11 protein-coding genes are annotated in these 16,980 nt (G+C 67.9%); 2 read left to right on the forward strand and 9 right to left on the reverse strand.

The annotated features are described in order from the left end of the window. Positions 1-3,777: 3,777 nt before the first annotated feature. Positions 3,778-4,890, forward strand: coding sequence for a hypothetical protein (locus Ahu01nite_RS50390; protein ID WP_438874787.1), 1,113 nt, complete (start codon positions 3,778-3,780; stop codon positions 4,888-4,890). A 777-nt stretch (positions 4,891-5,667) separates the two neighbouring features. Here Ahu01nite_RS50390 and Ahu01nite_RS15875 read toward each other — a convergent pair. Together Ahu01nite_RS15875 and Ahu01nite_RS15880 are read right to left on the reverse strand one after the other, a co-directional pair. Then, positions 5,668-6,642 carry a D-alanine--D-alanine ligase family protein gene (locus tag Ahu01nite_RS15875; RefSeq protein ID WP_438874786.1) on the reverse strand — a complete coding sequence of 325 codons (975 nt, stop codon included), beginning with the start codon at positions 6,640-6,642 and terminating at the stop codon, positions 5,668-5,670. Then, positions 6,639-7,940 carry an aminotransferase-like domain-containing protein gene (locus tag Ahu01nite_RS15880; RefSeq protein WP_203837293.1) on the reverse strand — a complete coding sequence of 434 codons (1,302 nt, stop codon included), beginning with the start codon at positions 7,938-7,940 and terminating at the stop codon, positions 6,639-6,641. The genes Ahu01nite_RS15875 and Ahu01nite_RS15880 overlap by 4 nt, the downstream gene beginning before the upstream one ends. Positions 7,941-8,175: 235 nt before the next feature. Here Ahu01nite_RS15880 and Ahu01nite_RS15885 point away from each other — a divergent pair, with 235 nt between their 5' ends. Then, complete coding sequence (locus Ahu01nite_RS15885) at positions 8,176-8,841, forward strand: GNAT family N-acetyltransferase (protein WP_203837294.1); 666 nt, start codon at positions 8,176-8,178, stop codon at positions 8,839-8,841. Between the two features lie 4 nt (positions 8,842-8,845). Here the strand turns inward: Ahu01nite_RS15885 and Ahu01nite_RS15890 are convergent, their stop codons facing one another. The 7 genes from Ahu01nite_RS15890 to murJ form a co-directional block, all read right to left on the reverse strand. Beyond that, the gene (locus tag Ahu01nite_RS15890; RefSeq protein ID WP_203837295.1) at positions 8,846-9,997 is read right to left on the reverse strand and encodes an N-acetylmuramoyl-L-alanine amidase; all 1,152 of its coding nucleotides are present in this window, start codon (positions 9,995-9,997) and stop codon (positions 8,846-8,848) included. 150 nt (positions 9,998-10,147) lie between these two features. Then, complete coding sequence (gene trxA / locus Ahu01nite_RS15895; RefSeq protein WP_203837296.1) at positions 10,148-10,471, reverse strand: thioredoxin; 324 nt, start codon at positions 10,469-10,471, stop codon at positions 10,148-10,150. A 34-nt stretch (positions 10,472-10,505) separates the two neighbouring features. Next, the gene (gene trxB / locus Ahu01nite_RS15900; RefSeq protein WP_203837297.1) at positions 10,506-11,465 is read right to left on the reverse strand and encodes a thioredoxin-disulfide reductase; all 960 of its coding nucleotides are present in this window, start codon (positions 11,463-11,465) and stop codon (positions 10,506-10,508) included. Positions 11,466-11,606: 141 nt separating this feature from the next. Continuing rightward, entirely contained in the window at positions 11,607-12,521 is a 915-nt protein-coding gene (locus Ahu01nite_RS15905; RefSeq protein ID WP_203837298.1) for an RsmA family anti-sigma factor, read from the reverse strand. Continuing rightward, complete coding sequence (gene sigM, locus Ahu01nite_RS15910; protein WP_203837299.1) at positions 12,518-13,234, reverse strand: RNA polymerase sigma factor SigM; 717 nt, start codon at positions 13,232-13,234, stop codon at positions 12,518-12,520. Before sigM ends, Ahu01nite_RS15905 begins: the two co-directional genes overlap by 4 nt. 98 nt (positions 13,235-13,332) lie before the next feature. Further along, a complete protein-coding gene (locus Ahu01nite_RS15915) occupies positions 13,333-14,883 on the reverse strand; it encodes a protein kinase family protein (protein WP_239158878.1) in 1,551 nt (516 codons plus the stop codon). A 180-nt stretch (positions 14,884-15,063) separates the two neighbouring features. Beyond that, positions 15,064-16,929: a murein biosynthesis integral membrane protein MurJ gene (gene murJ, locus Ahu01nite_RS15920; protein WP_203837300.1), complete on the reverse strand. Its 1,866-nt coding sequence runs from the start codon at positions 16,927-16,929 to the stop codon at positions 15,064-15,066. Positions 16,930-16,980: the final 51 nt, after the last annotated feature.

Below are 16,980 nucleotides of genomic sequence, written 5' to 3' on the forward strand. Positions count from 1 at the left end.
GGAGCCCGGAGCCCGGAGCCCGGAGCCCGGAGCCCGGAGCCCGGAGCCCGGAGCCCGGAGCCCGGAGCCCGGAGCCCGGAGCCCGGAGCCCGTCGAGGTTCGAGTTCTTGGCATGGCGGTGGAGGTTGGTGCGGGCAGCGGTTTAGGCCGTCGGCTCGGTTTCACGTGAAACGGGCCTCGTGGAATTTGTCTATTCCGAGGGATCAACTAGGAGCCGTCGGCAGGGAGCGCCGCGTTAGGGCCTAGTTGCGCGTCGGCGGTTCAGCGTACGCCGATAACTTCAAGCGCATAGCTGGCGTAGCTTCCAGGCGGCTCGGGTCCACGTTTCACGTGAAACGCGGACGGCAGATTCAGTTGCCCCAGGCCGCCCCGGCGGGGGCGCCGCTCGTTCGATCGGTTGAGGCTTTGCCGGAGCAGCAGGCGGGGTTTCGTGAAGCCTGCCGGATTCGACGAGCGGGTAGGGCAGCGAGACTTAGGACGCAGGCGTGGTCGAGAAATGGGAGGCTCCGTTTCACGTGAAACGGCTCGGGGTTTGCGCGTTGGGCGAGGCGTCCGCCAGTGCTCGGAGCGCGAAGCCTTTGTGGCGCCCGCCAATGCATCGCTACATCGTCAGCAGGATTAAGGGGCCGTGGATCTCAGAGGGTGGCGATGGGTTTGGGCCTCTTCCGAGGGCGCCGGCCGTGAGCGGCGGCTTGGAGACGTTGCCTTGTGGCGGCATGGGTATGAGGCAGGGCTGCGCCGTTCTGACTCGTACTGACGCTGGCTGTATTGGGATTGCGGGATTCGGGCGCTGCAGAGCGCGGGCCGGAGAACTCGTAGGCGCGGGATCAGGTGACCGCCAGTTAGTGGATGTGGCGCGCAAGCGGCCTGTCGGAGAACCCGCAAAGCCGGGGAGAGAGCCGATTGCGGTGTCGCTGAGTTGGCCCTTCACGGGCGCTGACCCGGAAGCTCGTGAGCCACGCACTTGTCGGCGCCGAACGTATGCGTGGACCGGCACCTGCGCGCCCAAGTGAAGACACCTTGCGAGATCGCCGAATTCGGGCAGTCGAGTGTCCCGAGTTGGCTGTCAGCCTGAGCCATAAAGCTGTTCTGCTAGGTCGGCTTGCCGTGAGGAACGGTCATGACCGGCGTCGGTCCGGTGACTGCGTCGGCGCTGGACCGGTGCTGGCGTAGGACGTGTCGGTGTTGATCGCGGCCCGCGCTGACGTTGGCTGAGTTCGTTTGGTCCGTCAGGCGGAGGTTGCTATCCGGGCGACACTCTCGGATCTCGTTTGCTGGCCGGACTGTGGGCGGCCTGGAACACGCCACCAGATGATTCACGTGAAACCATGGCTGGATCCGAAGTGACGAGACTGGTAGAAGGTGGCTTGCCGGATCCAGACGAGGCCCCAAACCGCCTGTGGCTGAATCTGATCTGCTGGGTGAACGCCCTCCTTTTGACAGCTCCGTGGTGCAGCGAAGTCTGCTGTCGCCCGCGGCTCACCGTTTGATCCTCAGTCGGCTCCTCCGACCAGAGCTCTGCCTTCGACCGCTGCCGGCTCGAACTCAAGCACGAGTCGCAACCGATCCTGGTGTACGCGCTCTCTTACCCGAGCTTCCTGGGCGGCTTCGCCTTGCTGGGCTCGCCGAGTCAGAACTGAGGGCATTAGTGGGATGGCTCTGAGAGCGTCCGGAACGCAGCAGGGCGATGCACTGCGACATCCGGATCCCGTACTCAGCTAGGTGCCGTCGAAGATCGTTGGCAAGCAGAGGCAGCTGTGGAGTCGTGCAGCAGTCTCGACAGCGCAGGACGAGAGGCAACGGTCGGGCATTGCGTGCCCTGTGGTTCGGCGAGCAGGCTTAGCCGCGTACTGGTGCAAGGGGCTGCCGAGTACCGGTTCGGACTTGGGCAGGGCGAGCACCTCGGCAAGGGGCTTGGCCGGACGACGGCCGTTAGCTCGATTGCCTACGAACTTGCGAGGCTCCCTGGCGATTCCGTTTAGATCGAAGGTGCCCGAGCACGGTTGATGAGTCTGGCTCTGTCGGGGGTTTAGGCGGGGACGTGGCACCCTGCTTCACCCGAAGGGCCAGCGACCCGTCACGGAGTCTGAGCGGATGTGGCGATGCCTGATTCCGACTAGGCGCGTCTTGGCCTGCGTTGAATGTGGGCGCCGGCGGAATCAATGAGATGTCCTGTCGCCGGTGCCACGGCTGAGGCGGATGCGCTGAGGTGGGACATCTGTGCTGTGCTTGCCTTCAACCAACTTGCCGACACCAACTTGCCGACACCACCTGCCGGGATCATCGTCAGCTGGCTTACGGGGTCAACGGCGACTCGTGGTCGAAGCTGTGCCCGCTCAATCGGCCAGACCTCGCTTGCTGGAGCCGTCAGGATTGGTACCGGGTTTGCGGCCTCGGATCGGTGGGCCCGAAGTCGGCGGTGGTTGGGGCCGTGTAGCCCTGGCATCTCGGTGCACGGCCGGGGCGGCAACGAGCTGAGTATGAGGACGGAGTCAGGTAGCCGGGTTCGGGAGCTAGATCGGCATGGTGTCGGGCGACGGGCGGGGGCTAGTTGGTACCGATGCAGAAGAGGAGCTGGATGGTGGGGGTAGTCGCCAACCGCGTTGCCCAGAGGACGCTTCAGACTCCCTGCTTTGGGTCGGCCGAGGCTTGGTTAATAGGTTGCGGGGCGGTTCCGTGATTGAGCGCATGGCCGGGGCCGACCTTGAAGTCGATGAGGAGTAGACGTCGGGCCGGGGTGCGGAGGTGCGAGCTTCGTTGGCGCTGAGGGCGGCGGTCCAGACGTAGCGACTTGGCCCTGAAGGAGAGCCGGGGCCGAAGGTGATGACCGTTGGCAACGCATCGCGTCGACGCCCGTCACGGCGCTCGTGCCGACGTCGGTGGGCGCGCTCCAGGCGGTGGGTGAGCTGGCCGGCGCCGGCTGGTGGGATCTTCTGCGGGACGTTGAGCGAAGGCGTTGCCAACGTCGGGATCACCATCGAGCTGACTTGGGAACACGAGGCAGGCCGAATCAACCAGGCCGGACCCAGCCGAGCCGAACCAACCCAGGCCGATCAGCGGGGCCGATCAGCGGGGCCGATCAGCGGGGCCGATCAGCGGGGCCGATCAGGGAGGTCGATCAGTAATGCGCTGGGTGGCCAGAGCTCGGACTCGAGTGCGCGGAATCGAGTGGTGAGGAAGTCAGGGGCTGGCCGGCTCGCAGCCCGGGTAATGGAGTCGCGGATGAGGAAAAAGGCCTTTGGGGGCGTCGGCAGGGTGGGGGTCGAACGCGGATTGTCAGAGTGGGTGGGGCGGGCAGAGGGTGACCGCCAGCGGCACGCGGTTGGATCGCCGAGGACTTTGGGCGGGTGAAGGGCTCTCGCGTTGCGGGGGTTGGAGGCGGGATTAGCTATCGGTGACGGGCACTATCCACAAGCTGTGTGGAAGGCCTGTTGAAAAACTTGGAGGCGCGTTTCACGTGAAACGTTGCCGATGGGATGGGTGTTCTGCGCAGCGGTATCCACAGGGGGTGTAGTGCTGCGACGTCGCGTTTCACGTGAAACCGGGGGGCCTGTGGATAACTCCTGTGGATAACTTTGGGCGTACGGAGATATCCACTGGGGGTGATTGGGCGGTAGGTGGTGGCGGCTTTCTCGGGGTGTGGGGGTGGGTTATGCACAGGCTGGAAATTGGCCCGGGACATGGCCGCTCAGCTGCACTAGGGTCAGCGTCGTGCCCGACGAAACGCCTTCGCTTCCGGACTTCACTCGCTGGCCCTCCTTCCCGTTCGAGGGTGACATGCGGGTCAAGCGACTGAACGCGCCTGTCGAAGTGGAGCCTCCCCGCAGCGGCGAGGATGCCGGCGACTGCGTTGCTTGTAACACTCCAGATGACTCGTACATCTGGGTCAGTGAGCGGTGGCGGGTCCGGGGCATGGAGCGTCCGACCGGTCTTCCTATGGTTCTGATCCTTGAGTGTCGCTCGCATCTCGATCTCGGTGATCTGACCAATTTGCTGGCCGCTGAGCTTGGGGTCATGACGGTTCGGCTGGAGCGCGCAGTTCGATCGCTCGACGGCGTTGCCAGGGTTCACGTGAATCGTTGGGGCGATGGTTCCTCGCACCTTCACATGTGGTTCCTCGCCCGGCCCTACGGGCTGCTGCAACTCCGGGGCACATTCCTGTCTCTCTGGGACGACATTCTTCCGGTGATCCCGGAGGAGAAGTGGCTCGAGAACCTCGCCCATGTCGCGGCCTGGCTCGCGGAGTTCGGCGGGCGTGCCATCGCCGAGCCGCCTCACATCCATTGGCAGTCGCCGTCGACGTTCTCCACCTCCCCTGCCGCCGTCAGTGAGGTGGCCGCAGAGGATGGCAAGACCGACGCTGCGGAGCGCGGATCCGAAACTGATGTAAGCCCATCCGGGTACGCCAACAGCGCCCATTCGTCAGCCGATGCCTCCCCGACCGCGGCTGGGACGAGCGTGCCTGCTGGCACGGCAGGCGCGCGCGAAACCGTCGGCCGAGTTGAGCTAGGCGGTCGTGCGGATGTGGGCGGCGGTAAGGATGTGGGTGGCCGTAAGTATGTGGGCGGTGGCGCGGACGTGGTCGGCGGCGAGGATTTGGATAACCGAGGCGAAGGCGGGGGTGCGGGCATTCTGTCCGCGGCAGACGATGGGGCCGCGACTACTGGGGTATCGGAAGCAGGTACTCCCCCGGAGTTGATTGGTGGGGAAGGGCTGTTTGGTGGTGCTGAGGAAAGCGGCGTTACGGAGACGGGCGGCTCGGCGGAGGTAGGGCGGGCGTTCAAAGGGACAGGTACGGCTGCCGGTGCTGAGTCGAGTGGCCGCTTGATTCCGACGCAGGTTGGTTCGCGGGACGCTGCCGGTGATGCGGCGGCTGACGTCTCGGGCTGAGCGCCAGGGCTTGGGCTTAGGACTTGAGGGCTGAGAGCGTTGGGCTAGTCGCACGGAGCCAAGCGAGGGCCTGAAACCGGGGGCGCGCTAGAGGGGCGCGGTGGGATGGGCCTAGAACGCTAATGGTCACCGGAGCACGGTTTAGGGCAGCACGGCTCCGCGCTGGTGATGGCCCAAGGTGGTCTGGCCGCGCATTGGTCATGGCACAAGGTGATGGCGCCCCAAGGTGATGGTGCCCCGCGGTGATGGCGGCCCGCGGTGATGGCGGCCCACGGTGATGGCGGCCCACGGTGATGGTGCCCCGCGGTGATGGCGGCCCACGGTGATGGTGCCCCGCGGGTGATGGTGCCCCGCGGTGATGGCGGCCCACGGTGATGGTGCCCCGCGGGTGATGGCGGCCCAAGGTGATGGCGCCCCCAAGGTGATGGTGCCCAAGGTGATGGCGGCCCGGCCTGAGAATGGGTGGTCAGAGTGCGGGTGGTGGGGTGCCCGAACATCTGGGTGGTGGGTTTGCGCGAGGCGTGCGTGGCACCGGGCTGGGCGGCGAGGTGGGCCTACACAGCTGCATGGTGGGTGCGGTGGCTTACGCATTTCCGCGGTGGGGGTGAGGACGGCCCATACACCGGCGCAATGGGTGAGGTGGCCTACTTGCGAGGGGCGGTGCGTGGGGATGACCCGCTTGCCCGGGCGGTGGGTTGGGCTTGCTCGGCGGTGGGTTGGGCTTGCCTGGGCGGTGGGGTGGGGGGCCTGCGTACCCGGGCGGTGGGGTGGGGGTGGTTAGTGGGGGCCTCGGGTGGTGGCGTGGGTGACCAGGTTGGTGAGGATTTTGCCTAGGTCCAGGTTGGCGGCTTGGAGGGCTAGGGGCAGCAGGGAGGTCTCCGTCATGCCTGGGGAGACGTTGACGCCTAGGACGTGGGGGTTGCCGTTGGCGTCGACGATGAGGTCGACTCGGGAGAGGTCTCGCAGGCCCAGGGCTTTGTAGGCGGCCAGGGCGAGGGCGGCGACGGCGTTGGCTACGGGTGGGGTGAGTCTGGCGGGGGTGTGCCAGGTGGTGAGGCCGGCGGTGTAGCGGGCGGCGTAGTCGTACACGCCGTTGCGGGGGACGATCTCTACGGCGGGGAGGGGGAACGGGCCTTCGCCCAGGTCGAGGACTGAGACTGCCACGGAGGTGCCGGTTACGTATTTCTCTACGAGGGCTGTGGAGTCGTACGCGAAGCAGCCGACCATTGCTGCCGGGAGTGCCGATGATTCTCGGGCGACTGAGGCGCCCAGGCCTGAGCCTCCCTCGGCGGGTTTGACCATGAGGGGGAGGCCGAGGCGGTCGGAGATTCGGGTTAGGACCGCCTCGGCGCCCAGTTCTGAGAAGCGGTCGTGGGGTAGGGCGACCCAGTCGGGGGTGGGGATGCCGGCCTCGCGGAGCCTGGATTTCGCAGACGGCTTGTCCCACGCGAGGCGGGCTGATGCTGCGGTGCTTCCGACGTAGGGGATGCCGCAGAGGTCCAGCACTCCACGGAGCGAGCCGTCCTCGCCGGTCGCTCCGTGGAGGGCGATGACCACCGCGTCGGGGGGGTCTTCTTGCAGGGTCGGGAGCAGGGTTACGTCCGCGTCGCGGAGCTCCGCTGAGAGACCTGTTGCGCGGAGGGCGTCCAGGACTCGGCGGCCGGAACGCAGTGAGACGTCGCGTTCGTAGGAGAGGCCGCCGGCGAGGACGAGGACATGCGGATCTTTGGACGTACCCATGGAAGTGATCATGCCAAGTCGGGGCCGGGGGTGTCCGCGGCGGCTGGGCCACGACGGCGGTGGGGGGTTGTCGGGCCGAAGACCGCGCGCATGGCGAGCTCTTGTTCCATGACGCCGGAGAGGCGGCGGACGCCTTCGCGGATGCGGTCCGGCGGAGGGAACGAGAAGTTGAGGCGGATGTTGCCCGCGCCGTTGCCGTCGGCGTAGAAGCCGGTGCCGGGGACGTAGGCGACGCGGGCCGCGACGGCGCGCGGGAGCATGGCTTTGGAGTCCAGGCCGGGTGGGAGGGTGGCCCAGACGAAGAGACCGCCGTTGGGGTGGGTCCACGTGGTGCCCGTTGGCATCATGTCGCGCAGCGCGTCGAGGAGGGCGTCGCGGCGTTCGGCGTACACCTCGCGGTAGATCTTGATCTGTTCGCGCCAGGGCATGGTGGCCAGGTACTGGGTGACGGCGCCCTGCGCGAACGCACTGGGGCAGAGGATGTTGGCTTCGGAGGCCATGACGAGCTTTTCGCGTACGGCGTGGGGGGCCAGGATCCAGCCGACCCGCAGGCCGGGAGCGAAGGTCTTGGAGAAGGTGCTCAGGTAGAGGATGCCTGTGCGTTTGCGGGCGCGCAGCGGCCGTGGGGCCTCACCCTCGAAGCTGAGCGTGCCGTACGGGTCGTCCTCGACCACGAGCAGTCCGTGGCGTTCGCAGATGTCGAGGATCTGCTCGCGGCGCTCCTCGCTCAGGGTGACGCCGGTCGGGTTCTGGAACGTCGGGATCGTGTAGAGGAACTTGGCGCGTCCGGCGGACTGTGCGATGGCGGCTTCGAGGGCTGCGGGGATCAGGCCGTCTGCGTCCATGGCCACGTGCCGTACCTGTGCCTGGGCGGCCTGGAACACGCCGAGTGCGCCGACGTAGGTCGGCCCCTCGGCGAGTACCACGTCACCCGGGTCCAGGAACAGCCGTGCCACCAGGTCGAGGGCCTGCTGTCCGCCGACGGTCACCACCACGTCGTCGGGGGAGGCACCGGTGGAGGCGTCGATGCCGGAGAGGGCCATGACTTCGCAGATGCGTTCGCGGAGCTCGATGGTGCCCTGGCCGATGCCGTACTGAAGGCTGGTCGTGCCCATCTCGCTGGCGAGCTTGCCCATCATCTCGCCGACCGCGTCGAGCGGGAGCGCGGCGATGAACGGCGAGCCGCCGGCCAGGGAGACCACCTCGGGGCGGCTCGTCACGGCGAACAGGGCGCGGATCTCGGAGGTGGTCATCCCCCGGACCCGCCGCGCGTAGCGATCGGTGTAATCGTCTTGAGTCGTGCCGGTCATGCGGCGTCACCCCTATCGGTCGAGCCCGGTGAAGGGCCGGTCGGAAAGACCATGCTAAACGTCTGAGGGAAGGCTTCAACGAAGTTGACCACCGAGCGGGACACCCGGTCGGGTCCGTTCCGCTCCCGTTCAGAACGATTGCGGCGTAGGATCCCTCGGGGGGCGCGGGCGTGCACGTGACAAAGAACCGTGCCGCAAAGTCCGGACAGCTCACCGATTCTCAAGGGGTCCCGCCATGTCGCGACGCCTGGTCAACCTGACCCTCGACACTCTCGAGGACCTGCCCCGGCCGTGCCGTGGGTGCGTCTACTGGGAGCTCGACCCGGTCTCCGCCGAGCGGGCCTGCGCCTCCGGCGATCCGGGGCTCGAGAAGGAGGCCTGGGTTTCTCAGACTCTGCTGGAGTGGGGTTCCTGCGGCAAGCTCGCGTACGTCGACGGCATGCCGGCCGGGTTCGTCATGTATGCGCCGCCGGCGTACGTTCCGCGGTCCATGGCCTTCCCCACGTCGCCGGTGAGTGCTGATGCGGCGCTGCTGATGACCTCGCATGTGGTGCCCGCGTTCGCCGGTGGCGGGCTGGGCCGGATGCTCGTGCAGGGTGTGGCGCGCGATCTCACCAAGCGCGGTGTGAAGGCGATCGAGGCGTTCGGCGACCAGAAGTTCGGTGAGGCCGGCGAGGGCGAGGAAGGCTGCGTCGCCCCGGTCGACTTCTTCCTGTCGGTCGGGTTCAAGACGGTGCGGCCGCATCCGAGGTATCCGCGGCTGCGGCTGGAGCTGCGCACGGCGTTGTCGTGGAAGTCCGATGTTGAATACGCGCTGGAGAAATTGCTCGGTTCGATGAGCCCGGAGACGCTGCTGCGACCGGTCAGGCCGGCCGCAGCAACAACGTCAACGCAAGGGTAGCGATTTACGAATTGCGCGAGGCGAGGGCCAGGCGGAGCTGGCGCACGTCGATCGAGCCGGTGGGCACGTCGGCCTCGACGGGGAAATACATCCGCTGGACGGCGGCCAGGATCGCTTCGACGATCTGCTCGCGGAAGAGCGGGTCGACGAGCCGCTCACGGTCGACGGGCGAGGTCAGATAACCGAGATCGACCCGTACGGTGGGCATGCGGGTCAGACGCAGAAGCTCCCACGTCTTGGCGTGGATGCGGTTGTCCTGCATGCCCGTGCGCACGACGATCTCGCGCTGCACGAGGTTGGCGAGCCGCTCCCCCACCGTCGACGTGAGCCCGTTGCCGGTGCCGTAGTGGTAGGACGCGACGCCGTCGGCGGTGGGCGTCTCCTGCCCGTCGAGGTGCAGCGAGATCAGCAGGTCGGCACCGAGACTGTTGGCCAGGGCCGCGCGCTCCTGCCCGGTCATCGGCTGGGCCGGCGTCTTGCCGCGGGTGAGGTGCACGCGCATCCCGGCCGCGGCGAGCCGGCCCTCGAGCCGGGTCGCGATGTCGAAGACCAGATCGGCCTCGTTCCACCGGAGCTGACCGTCGGGCACGACCACGCCGGGATCGTCCGCGCCGCCGTGGCCCGGGTCGATCACGATGGTCTTACCGACGAGGCTGGAGCCGGACTGGCGGAAGGCCTCGGCCTCGCGCAGCCAGTTGGGGCGCCCGCCGACGACCTTGCGGCCGAGCCGGCGCAGGGCCTTCATGGTGTTGGGCCCGCAGGAGCCGTCGGGGGTCAGGCCGACCTCGCGCTGGAACTGGGCGACTGCCCGGGCGGTGCGGGGGCCGTAGATGCCGTCGGCGCGACCGGTGTCGAAGCCCATTTCGAGCAGGCGCTCCTGCAGGGTCCGGACGTCCTCGCCGACCAGGAACGTGGGCACCGAGTGGAACAGCGTGCGCGCACCAAGTTTCCAGCGGGCGCCGTCGAGCGTCGCCCAGGTCTCGGTGCCGACGATGCCGTCGACGCCGAGGCCGCGGCTCTGCTGGAAGGCACGCACGGCCGTTTGGGTGGCGTCGTCGAATTCGGCGCCCCCCGTTTCCAGCAGCTCAAGATCCACAAGAATCGACCGGATCTCCTCGACGGCCGGACCGGTGTCTCCACGTCGGATCGAGCGCACGCACGGCTCCCTAAAGGCTGGGGGAAAGTCTCCCGGAGCGTACTCCTCAATGTCCCGGGTGGCCGGACGGCGAGGGGGTTGCCAGGGAGCGGAGGGTCAAAGAACAACGCCCCGCATCCGGGTGGATGCGAGGCGTTGACAACAGCAGGCTTAGAGAGCCGACTCGATGAAGTTCACCAGGGCGCCCTTGGGCTTGGCACCGGCGACGGAGTTGACCGGCTCGCCACCCTTGAACAGGGTCAGCGTCGGCACGGACATCACCCGGTAGGCGCGGGCGGTCTCCGGGTTCTCGTCGATGTTGAGCTTGACGATCTTGACGCGGTCGCCCATCTCGGCGGCGATCTCCGCGAGCAGCGGGTCGACCTTCTTGCACGGTGCGCACCACTCGGCCCAGAAGTCGACAAGAACCACCTTGTCGGACTGCAGCACGTCACTCGTAAAAGTGGCGTCGGTGACGGCCTGGTTTGCTCCCACTTCGGACCTCCTGGTTACAGCTCTACCCGGTGATTTACAGCTCGATGAATGACGCGATGAAGTGCTCGGCGTCCAGTGCGGCGGCGCAACCGGTGCCGGAGGCCGTGATGGCCTGACGGTAGGTGTGGTCGACCAGGTCACCGGCGGCGAACACGCCGGGGATGTTGGTCCGGGTGGACGGGGAGTCGACCTTGACGTAACCGTCGTCGTCCATCGCGACCTGACCCTTGAACAGCTCGCTGCGCGGGTCGTGACCGATCGCGACGAAGACGCCGGTGACGTCCAGAACCTTGGTCTCCCCGGTCTCGACGTTGCGCAAACGCGCACCGGAGACCTTGCCGTCATCGCCGAGGATCTCCTCGACGGCGGAGTTCCACTCGATCTTGATCTTCTCGTTGTTCATCGCGCGCAGCTGCATCACCTTGCTGGCCCGGAACGAGTCGCGGCGGTGCACGATCGTCACGGTGTCGGCGAAGCGGGTCAGGAACGTGGCCTCCTCCATCGCGGAGTCGCCACCGCCCACCACGATGATGTTCTGCTTGCGGAAGAAGAAGCCGTCACACGTGGCACAGGACGAGACGCCGTGGCCGAGGAGCTCGTCCTCGCCGGGCACGCCGAGCCGGCGCCAGGCGGAACCGGTGGAGAGGATGACCGCGCGGGCGAAGTACTCCTTCTCGCCCACCCAGACGGTCTTGAGCCCCTCGGTGCCGGCCTCGGTCGGCTTGTCACCGAGCTCGACGCGGGTCACGTCGTCGGTGATGAACTCGGCGCCGAACTTCTCGGCCTGCTTGCGCATGTTGTCCATGAGCTCGGGGCCCATGATCCCGTCGGGGTGACCCGGGAAGTTCTCGACCTCGGTGGTGGTCATCAGCGCGCCACCGGACTGGACGCCCTCGATGACCAGCGGCTTCAGGTTTGCCCGGGCCGCATACAACGCTGCGGTGTAGCCGGACGGCCCCGAGCCGATGATGATCAGATTGCGGACCTCGTCCACTGCCGACTCCTCAGTCTGGTATCGCCGTGACACGGCGACATACGCACGCTAGAACGTCATGGTAAGAGAGCATCATTCCCGCGCGTCACGGCTTGTGGGCCGCGGCATAGTGGGCGGCCTCACAACGAGCGAATGTAGCGCTCAGCCTACCCGTACGGCGGCGAGCTTGGCGGCGCCGGAACCGGGCGATCCGCAGTCCGCGCCGGCCGCCCACACCCAGCTCCCGTTGGCGGCGCTGAACTGCACGATCAGCGCCGGAACCCCCTGGAACCGGGCGTAGTCGAGGCTCGCCGGGGTGATGGGTCCGGCACCGTTCTCCCCCGCGATCGCATCGAGACAGGCGAGCAGCACGTCCTGCACCCGCAGATTGCTGAGCGCGGTGTCGTCCGCCATAGAGCTCTTGCTCCGAGGGGTCTGACCCTCCCCGTTGATGCGCGCCTCCCCTGACGGGATCTTGGCGCTCTGGGCCAGCGTCTCCGGCGTGTAGTTCCTGCCGCTGGCCAGCGGCTCGGCGATCTCCGGCCCGACCGCCAGCGTCTGCGGCATGCCCTCCGCCGCGGTCGAGTCACTCGCGGTTTCGGACGATTGATGCTGCTGTAACCCAAAACCTAGGAAACCGAGGAAAACAGCAGCAATGCCGATGGGTGCGGCCCACTTCAGCCGCCGGGCCGTTTTAGACCGAGGACGATCGTTGGGTACGCCGACCAGGTGCCGGACAGGAGCAACGCCCTCAGCCTCGGGGCCCGGCGCCGCGAGATCAGCACTCACCAGCGCGCCGTGATCGGCGCTCAGCGCGGCGTGATCAGCGCTCAGCAGCGCGGCGTCGAGGCGGGCGACGATGTCGTCGGGCATCGCCTCGGGCTCGGCACCCCAGCCGCGCAGCGCCCCGGAGATGACCCCGACGCTCGCGGAAAGCTCCACATATGCGTCCTGCCAGGCCGGGTCATCGGCGATGAGCCGGGCGACCGTCGCCTCCTCGGGGGTGCCGTCCAGCGCGCCGCCGACATAGTCGGCCAGCAGGTCGAAGTCGACCTCGCTGAACTCTGCCCCGGTCACGGCTGTTCCCCTCTGTCACCCGGACCGGGATGCGGTCCGGCTGCACTGCTCGATCCGGTTGAGACGCGCTCTTCACCGGCTTGGTTCCCGGAGTGATCCCGGTCTCTCGCCGGCTCCGGGTCGACGCCGGTTCTCAGATGCTTCAGCGCGACCGCCATCCGGGCCCGGCCGCGGGCACACCGGCTCTTGATGGTGCCCTCGGCGACCCCGAGGATCTGCGCGGCCTCGACCACCGCGTAACCCTGCACGTCGACCAGGACCAATGCGGCCCGCTGCTCGGGCGGCAGCTCGGCCAGCGCGGCACGGACGACGAGCGCGGTGTCGTGATCGTGGGCCGGCGCCGCGGGCTCGGGGCCTGTGCCGCCCTTGTCGGCGTGGCTACCGTCGGGCAGTGGCACGGTGGGGTGCGCCTGCCGACGGCGGATCCGGTCGAGGCAGGCGTTCACCACGATGCGGTGCAGCCAGGTGGTGACCTGCGAATCGCCCCGGAACCGCGCCGCCGCCCGGTGCGCCGACAGCAGGGCGTCCTGCACGGCGTCGGCTGCCTCCTCGCGGTCGCCGATCGTGCGCAGCGCCACGGCCCACAGCCGGTCACGATGCCGCCGTACCAACTCGTTGAACGCGAGCGGGTCGCCCTCGACATGGGCACGCAGCAGCTCAGCATCGGTCGGCCCAGGAAGGTCCGCACCGCCGGGAGCGCCGCCAGTAGTCACGCGAGCAATTTAGCCCAGGACCGCCATCGGGTTGGAACCCCGGACAGCAGAAAGCCCCGCCGAGATGATCAGCGGGGCTTTCGTCGAGTGTGCTCGGCTCAGTCGGTGCCGTAGACCGAGATGTTCTGGACGCTGACGCGGTAGCTGCCGTCGTCGTCCTGCGGCAGTTTCGAGATGAAGACCAGGATGTACTGGTAGGTCTGGTCAGCCTCGAAGCCGGTGAGCAGCTCGGTAGTGCCCGAGGTCTTCTCAGGCGAGTTGTCGTTGACCTTTTTGTAGGTCTTGACGATCTTGTCGTCGCCGCTGTTGTTGTCACCCGGGTCCACCGTGCCGGTCCGCGCATCCATCGTCACACCGGGCACGGAGGTCTCCACACGGACCTCGGAGATGTGCTTGGCCGACTTGAGGTTGATCAAAATCCCCATGCCGGGCTTGAGCCCGCCGAAGTTAGCGGTGGTGTAGCCCTGGGTCTTCCACACCGTGTCGGGATCGTCGTCGACCGTGCCCTTGGCCTTGCCGGTGTCGGCGCGGTCGGTCTTGGGCGGGTCGACGATGCGGACGTTGTCCGCGGTCAGCGCGAACTTCTTGGGTGTCGCTGACGGGGCGTCGGTGCTGGTGCCGCCGTCGTTGCCCTGCGCGTCCGTCTGCGGGGCCGTGCTGGCGTCGGGCGAGCTTGCCAGCTGGTCGTTGCCGGAGTCGCCGATCGCGCGGATGCCGAAGACGAGCCCGATCACGGCGATCACGGCGAGCACCGCGACACCGATGAAGATCTTGCGGGTGCTCCGGACCGGCTCCGACGCGCTGCCCTGGGCGAAGCGGAGCGGGCCGACGTCCTCGTAGTCGTCGTCGGAGGACGAGTCGAGGCGGGAGAGCTCCACGGTCAGGGCCTCGGCCGTGGGGGCGGTGACCCGGCGGTCGAGCAGATCCATCGTCAGATCGTCGAGGTAGGCCGGGACGCCGGCGCGGCTCTGCCGGGGCGTGGTGAGGGTGCCGTTTCCGTCGCGGTTGGCGTCGGGCAGCGTGGAGGGGTGACCAGCCTCGGCGTGTGGCCAGTGACCGGTCAGGGAGTAGTAGAGGATGCCGCCGACGGCGCGGACGTCGCGCTCGGTGCTGTCGGCTGAGTCGGCGCGGGCGTCAGCCAGCACCACCCGGCCGTCGTCGCCGATGAGTGTCGTTCCGGGGTGGACGTTGCCGTGCACCATTCCGGTCGCGTGCACCGCGGTGAGTGCGTCGGCGAGCGAGTGTGCGATCGCGGTGGCACGCCTCGGGTCCATCGGACCGTCGCGTCCCACCAGCTCGCGCAGCGCCTCGCCGTCGACCCACTCGCGCACGACGTAGGCGCGCTCGCCCTCGTCGATGGCGTCGTAGACGCCGACGAGATTGGGGTGGATCACGCGACTCGCGTCGACCGCCGCCTGCAGCATCTCGGTCGCGGAATCGCCGCCCGGGTGCCGCAGCACGACCGCCACGGGACGCCGGAGAATCACATCGATGCCCCGCCAGACCTGCCGGCCAGCACTGTCGTTGTTGACGTGCTCTTCGAGCTGATAACGCTCGGCCAGGATCTCACCGACGGTAGGAGCACCGAAGGTCATGACCGGTCCGGCCTCGTCGGCCGCGGTCTCGTGGCCTTCGCCGACCTGGGTCACCCGTCCTCCCTCGGTGAGTCCGCACGTGTCGCTCACGACCTTACCCGCCCGGGAGCAAGGTCCCACAGTTCATCCCTGCGCGCGGCACCCGTCAAAGGCTGCCCGCCAGGGCCGTTTAGGCCGGTCGGAGCGTTGGAAATAACTGTTCAGCGGGTTCTTAACAACTTCACGGCCAGGCGATCAACGGCCGATTTTGCGGCGCACCATCCCGACGACCTGGCTCACCTCGTGAACCTTGAGCAGCGTAGCTGCCACGAGGTATACCAGCATGATCGCCCCACCGCCGATCACGACCTGAAGTATGGCCGCGCCGCGCCCGGGCGTGTCGCCGCCGGGGAGCAGATTGACCACCAGCAGGCCGGCCACCGTGGCGATCGCCGCGGCCACCACGACCTTCACCAGGGCCCGCGCTACCGAGCCGAGGTTCAACCGGCCGATCCGGCGGCGCAGCAGAGCCAGCGAGATCACGGCCGAGAGAAGGTACGAGACCGCATTGGCCGCCGTCATGCCGGCCGCGGACAGCGACTCGGAGAGCACCTGGGCGACGAAGAAGTAGCCGGCGATCCGCAGCGCGACAACCGGCAGGTTGATCAGCGCGACGGTGCGGTTGCCCTGCAGCGCGTAGAAGGCATAGGTGCACAGGTAGCTGATCGACAGGGGGATCACGCAGAACGCCGCGACGACGAGCACCCCGCCGATCGCGAACGCCTGGGCCGAGGTGAGCGCGCCGCCCTGGAAGAGGGTGACGGAGATGGGTACGCCGAGAACGCCGTAGACCACGCAGATCGGGGCGAGCGCCGTGGTCGTGAGCCGGATCCCGCGGCTGAGGTCGTCGCTGACGTCGGAGAACCGTCCCTCGGCGGCGGCCGCGCTCATCTTCGGCAGCAGCGCCGTCATCACGGAGACGCCGATGATGCCGTGCGCCATCATCGTCAGCAGGAAGACGTTGTTGAAGGCGAGCAGGCTCGCGTTGTCGTCACCGGAGACACCGCTGAGCACCCGGGCGACCAGGAAGACGGCGATCTGGTTGGCGCCGACGTAGACGAGCATCCAGCCGGCGAGGCCGCCGATCTCGCTCAGGCCCAGGGCCCGCGGGTTCCACTGCCAGCTCCAGCTGAACCCGACCTTGCGCAGGGCCGGGAGCAGCCCGATGGCCTGGACGACCATGCCGAGCAGGGTGCCGCCGCCGATCACCGCGATCCGGCCTGACGACATGTCCTCGGCGGTCAGCCCGCGGGCCGTACCGAAGAAGAGAATGAATGCACCGCAGGTCGCGATGACGACCAGGTTGTTGAGGATCGGGGCCCACATCGGCGCGGCGAAATGCCCGCGGACGTTGAGGACGGCGCCGATCAGCGCGGAGATGCCGGTGAAGAAGATGATCGGCAGGATGAGGTACGACAGCTGCGTGACCAGGTGCTCGTAGCCGGGTGCCGCGCCGCTGCTCGACTGGATCGTCGCGATCACCGGGGCGGCCACGGTCACCAGCACCGTCGCGATGCCGAGCGCGACCACGGCGAGGGTGAGCAGCCGCTGGGTGAACAGCTGGCCGCCGTCCGGGTCCGCCTTGCGCCGCCGCACCAGCAGCGGGATCAGCACGCTGGAGAGGATGCCCCCGAGCAGCAGCTCGTAGATCTGGTTCGGCAGGAACTGGGCGCTGGTGTACGGGTCACCGATCGCCTTGCCCAGCGTCATACCGATCAGCATGTTCCGGACAAAGCCGATGATCCGGCTCACCAGGCTGCCGACCGCCATGACCGCGCTGTTGCCGGCGGTGCTGCGCTGCGACTCAGCCGGCGCCGGAACCTCGGCCTCCGGATCGGCGCCGTAGACGGCTCCGGCCCGGCTCGCGGTGCTGCTGCCGTAGACCGTGCCACCGCCGTCCTGCACCGAGGCCGGGATGACCTCCGGTGGCAGCGCCTGATCGCCGGCCGCGGTAGGGAAAGTTCCGGTGTTGTCGACGGAGACCATGAAGGTGGCCTCGTCGACCTCTTCCGGCTCACCATCGGGCGCGGCGTGCGCGCTGCGGTAGATGCCGCCGCTCACCAAGACCTCCCCAGGGGTACGAACACAGACGCCACCCTAACTATGAGGTGC

Source organism: Winogradskya humida (assembly GCF_016862215.1).
Classification (GTDB): domain Bacteria; phylum Actinomycetota; class Actinomycetes; order Mycobacteriales; family Micromonosporaceae; genus Actinoplanes; species Actinoplanes humidus.

What these genes read in the sequence shown, in the direction of transcription:
- Ahu01nite_RS50390 (WP_438874787.1), top strand. Translation starts at nt 3,778, where the DNA reads ATGCGGGTCAAGCGACTGAACGCGCCTGTCGAAGTGGAGCCTCCCCGC.
- Ahu01nite_RS15875 (WP_438874786.1), bottom strand. Translation starts at nt 6,642, where the DNA reads ATGATCACTTCCATGGGTACGTCCAAAGATCCGCATGTCCTCGTCCTC.
- Ahu01nite_RS15880 (WP_203837293.1), bottom strand. Translation starts at nt 7,940, where the DNA reads ATGACCGGCACGACTCAAGACGATTACACCGATCGCTACGCGCGGCGG.
- Ahu01nite_RS15885 (WP_203837294.1), top strand. Translation starts at nt 8,176, where the DNA reads ATGTCGCGACGCCTGGTCAACCTGACCCTCGACACTCTCGAGGACCTG.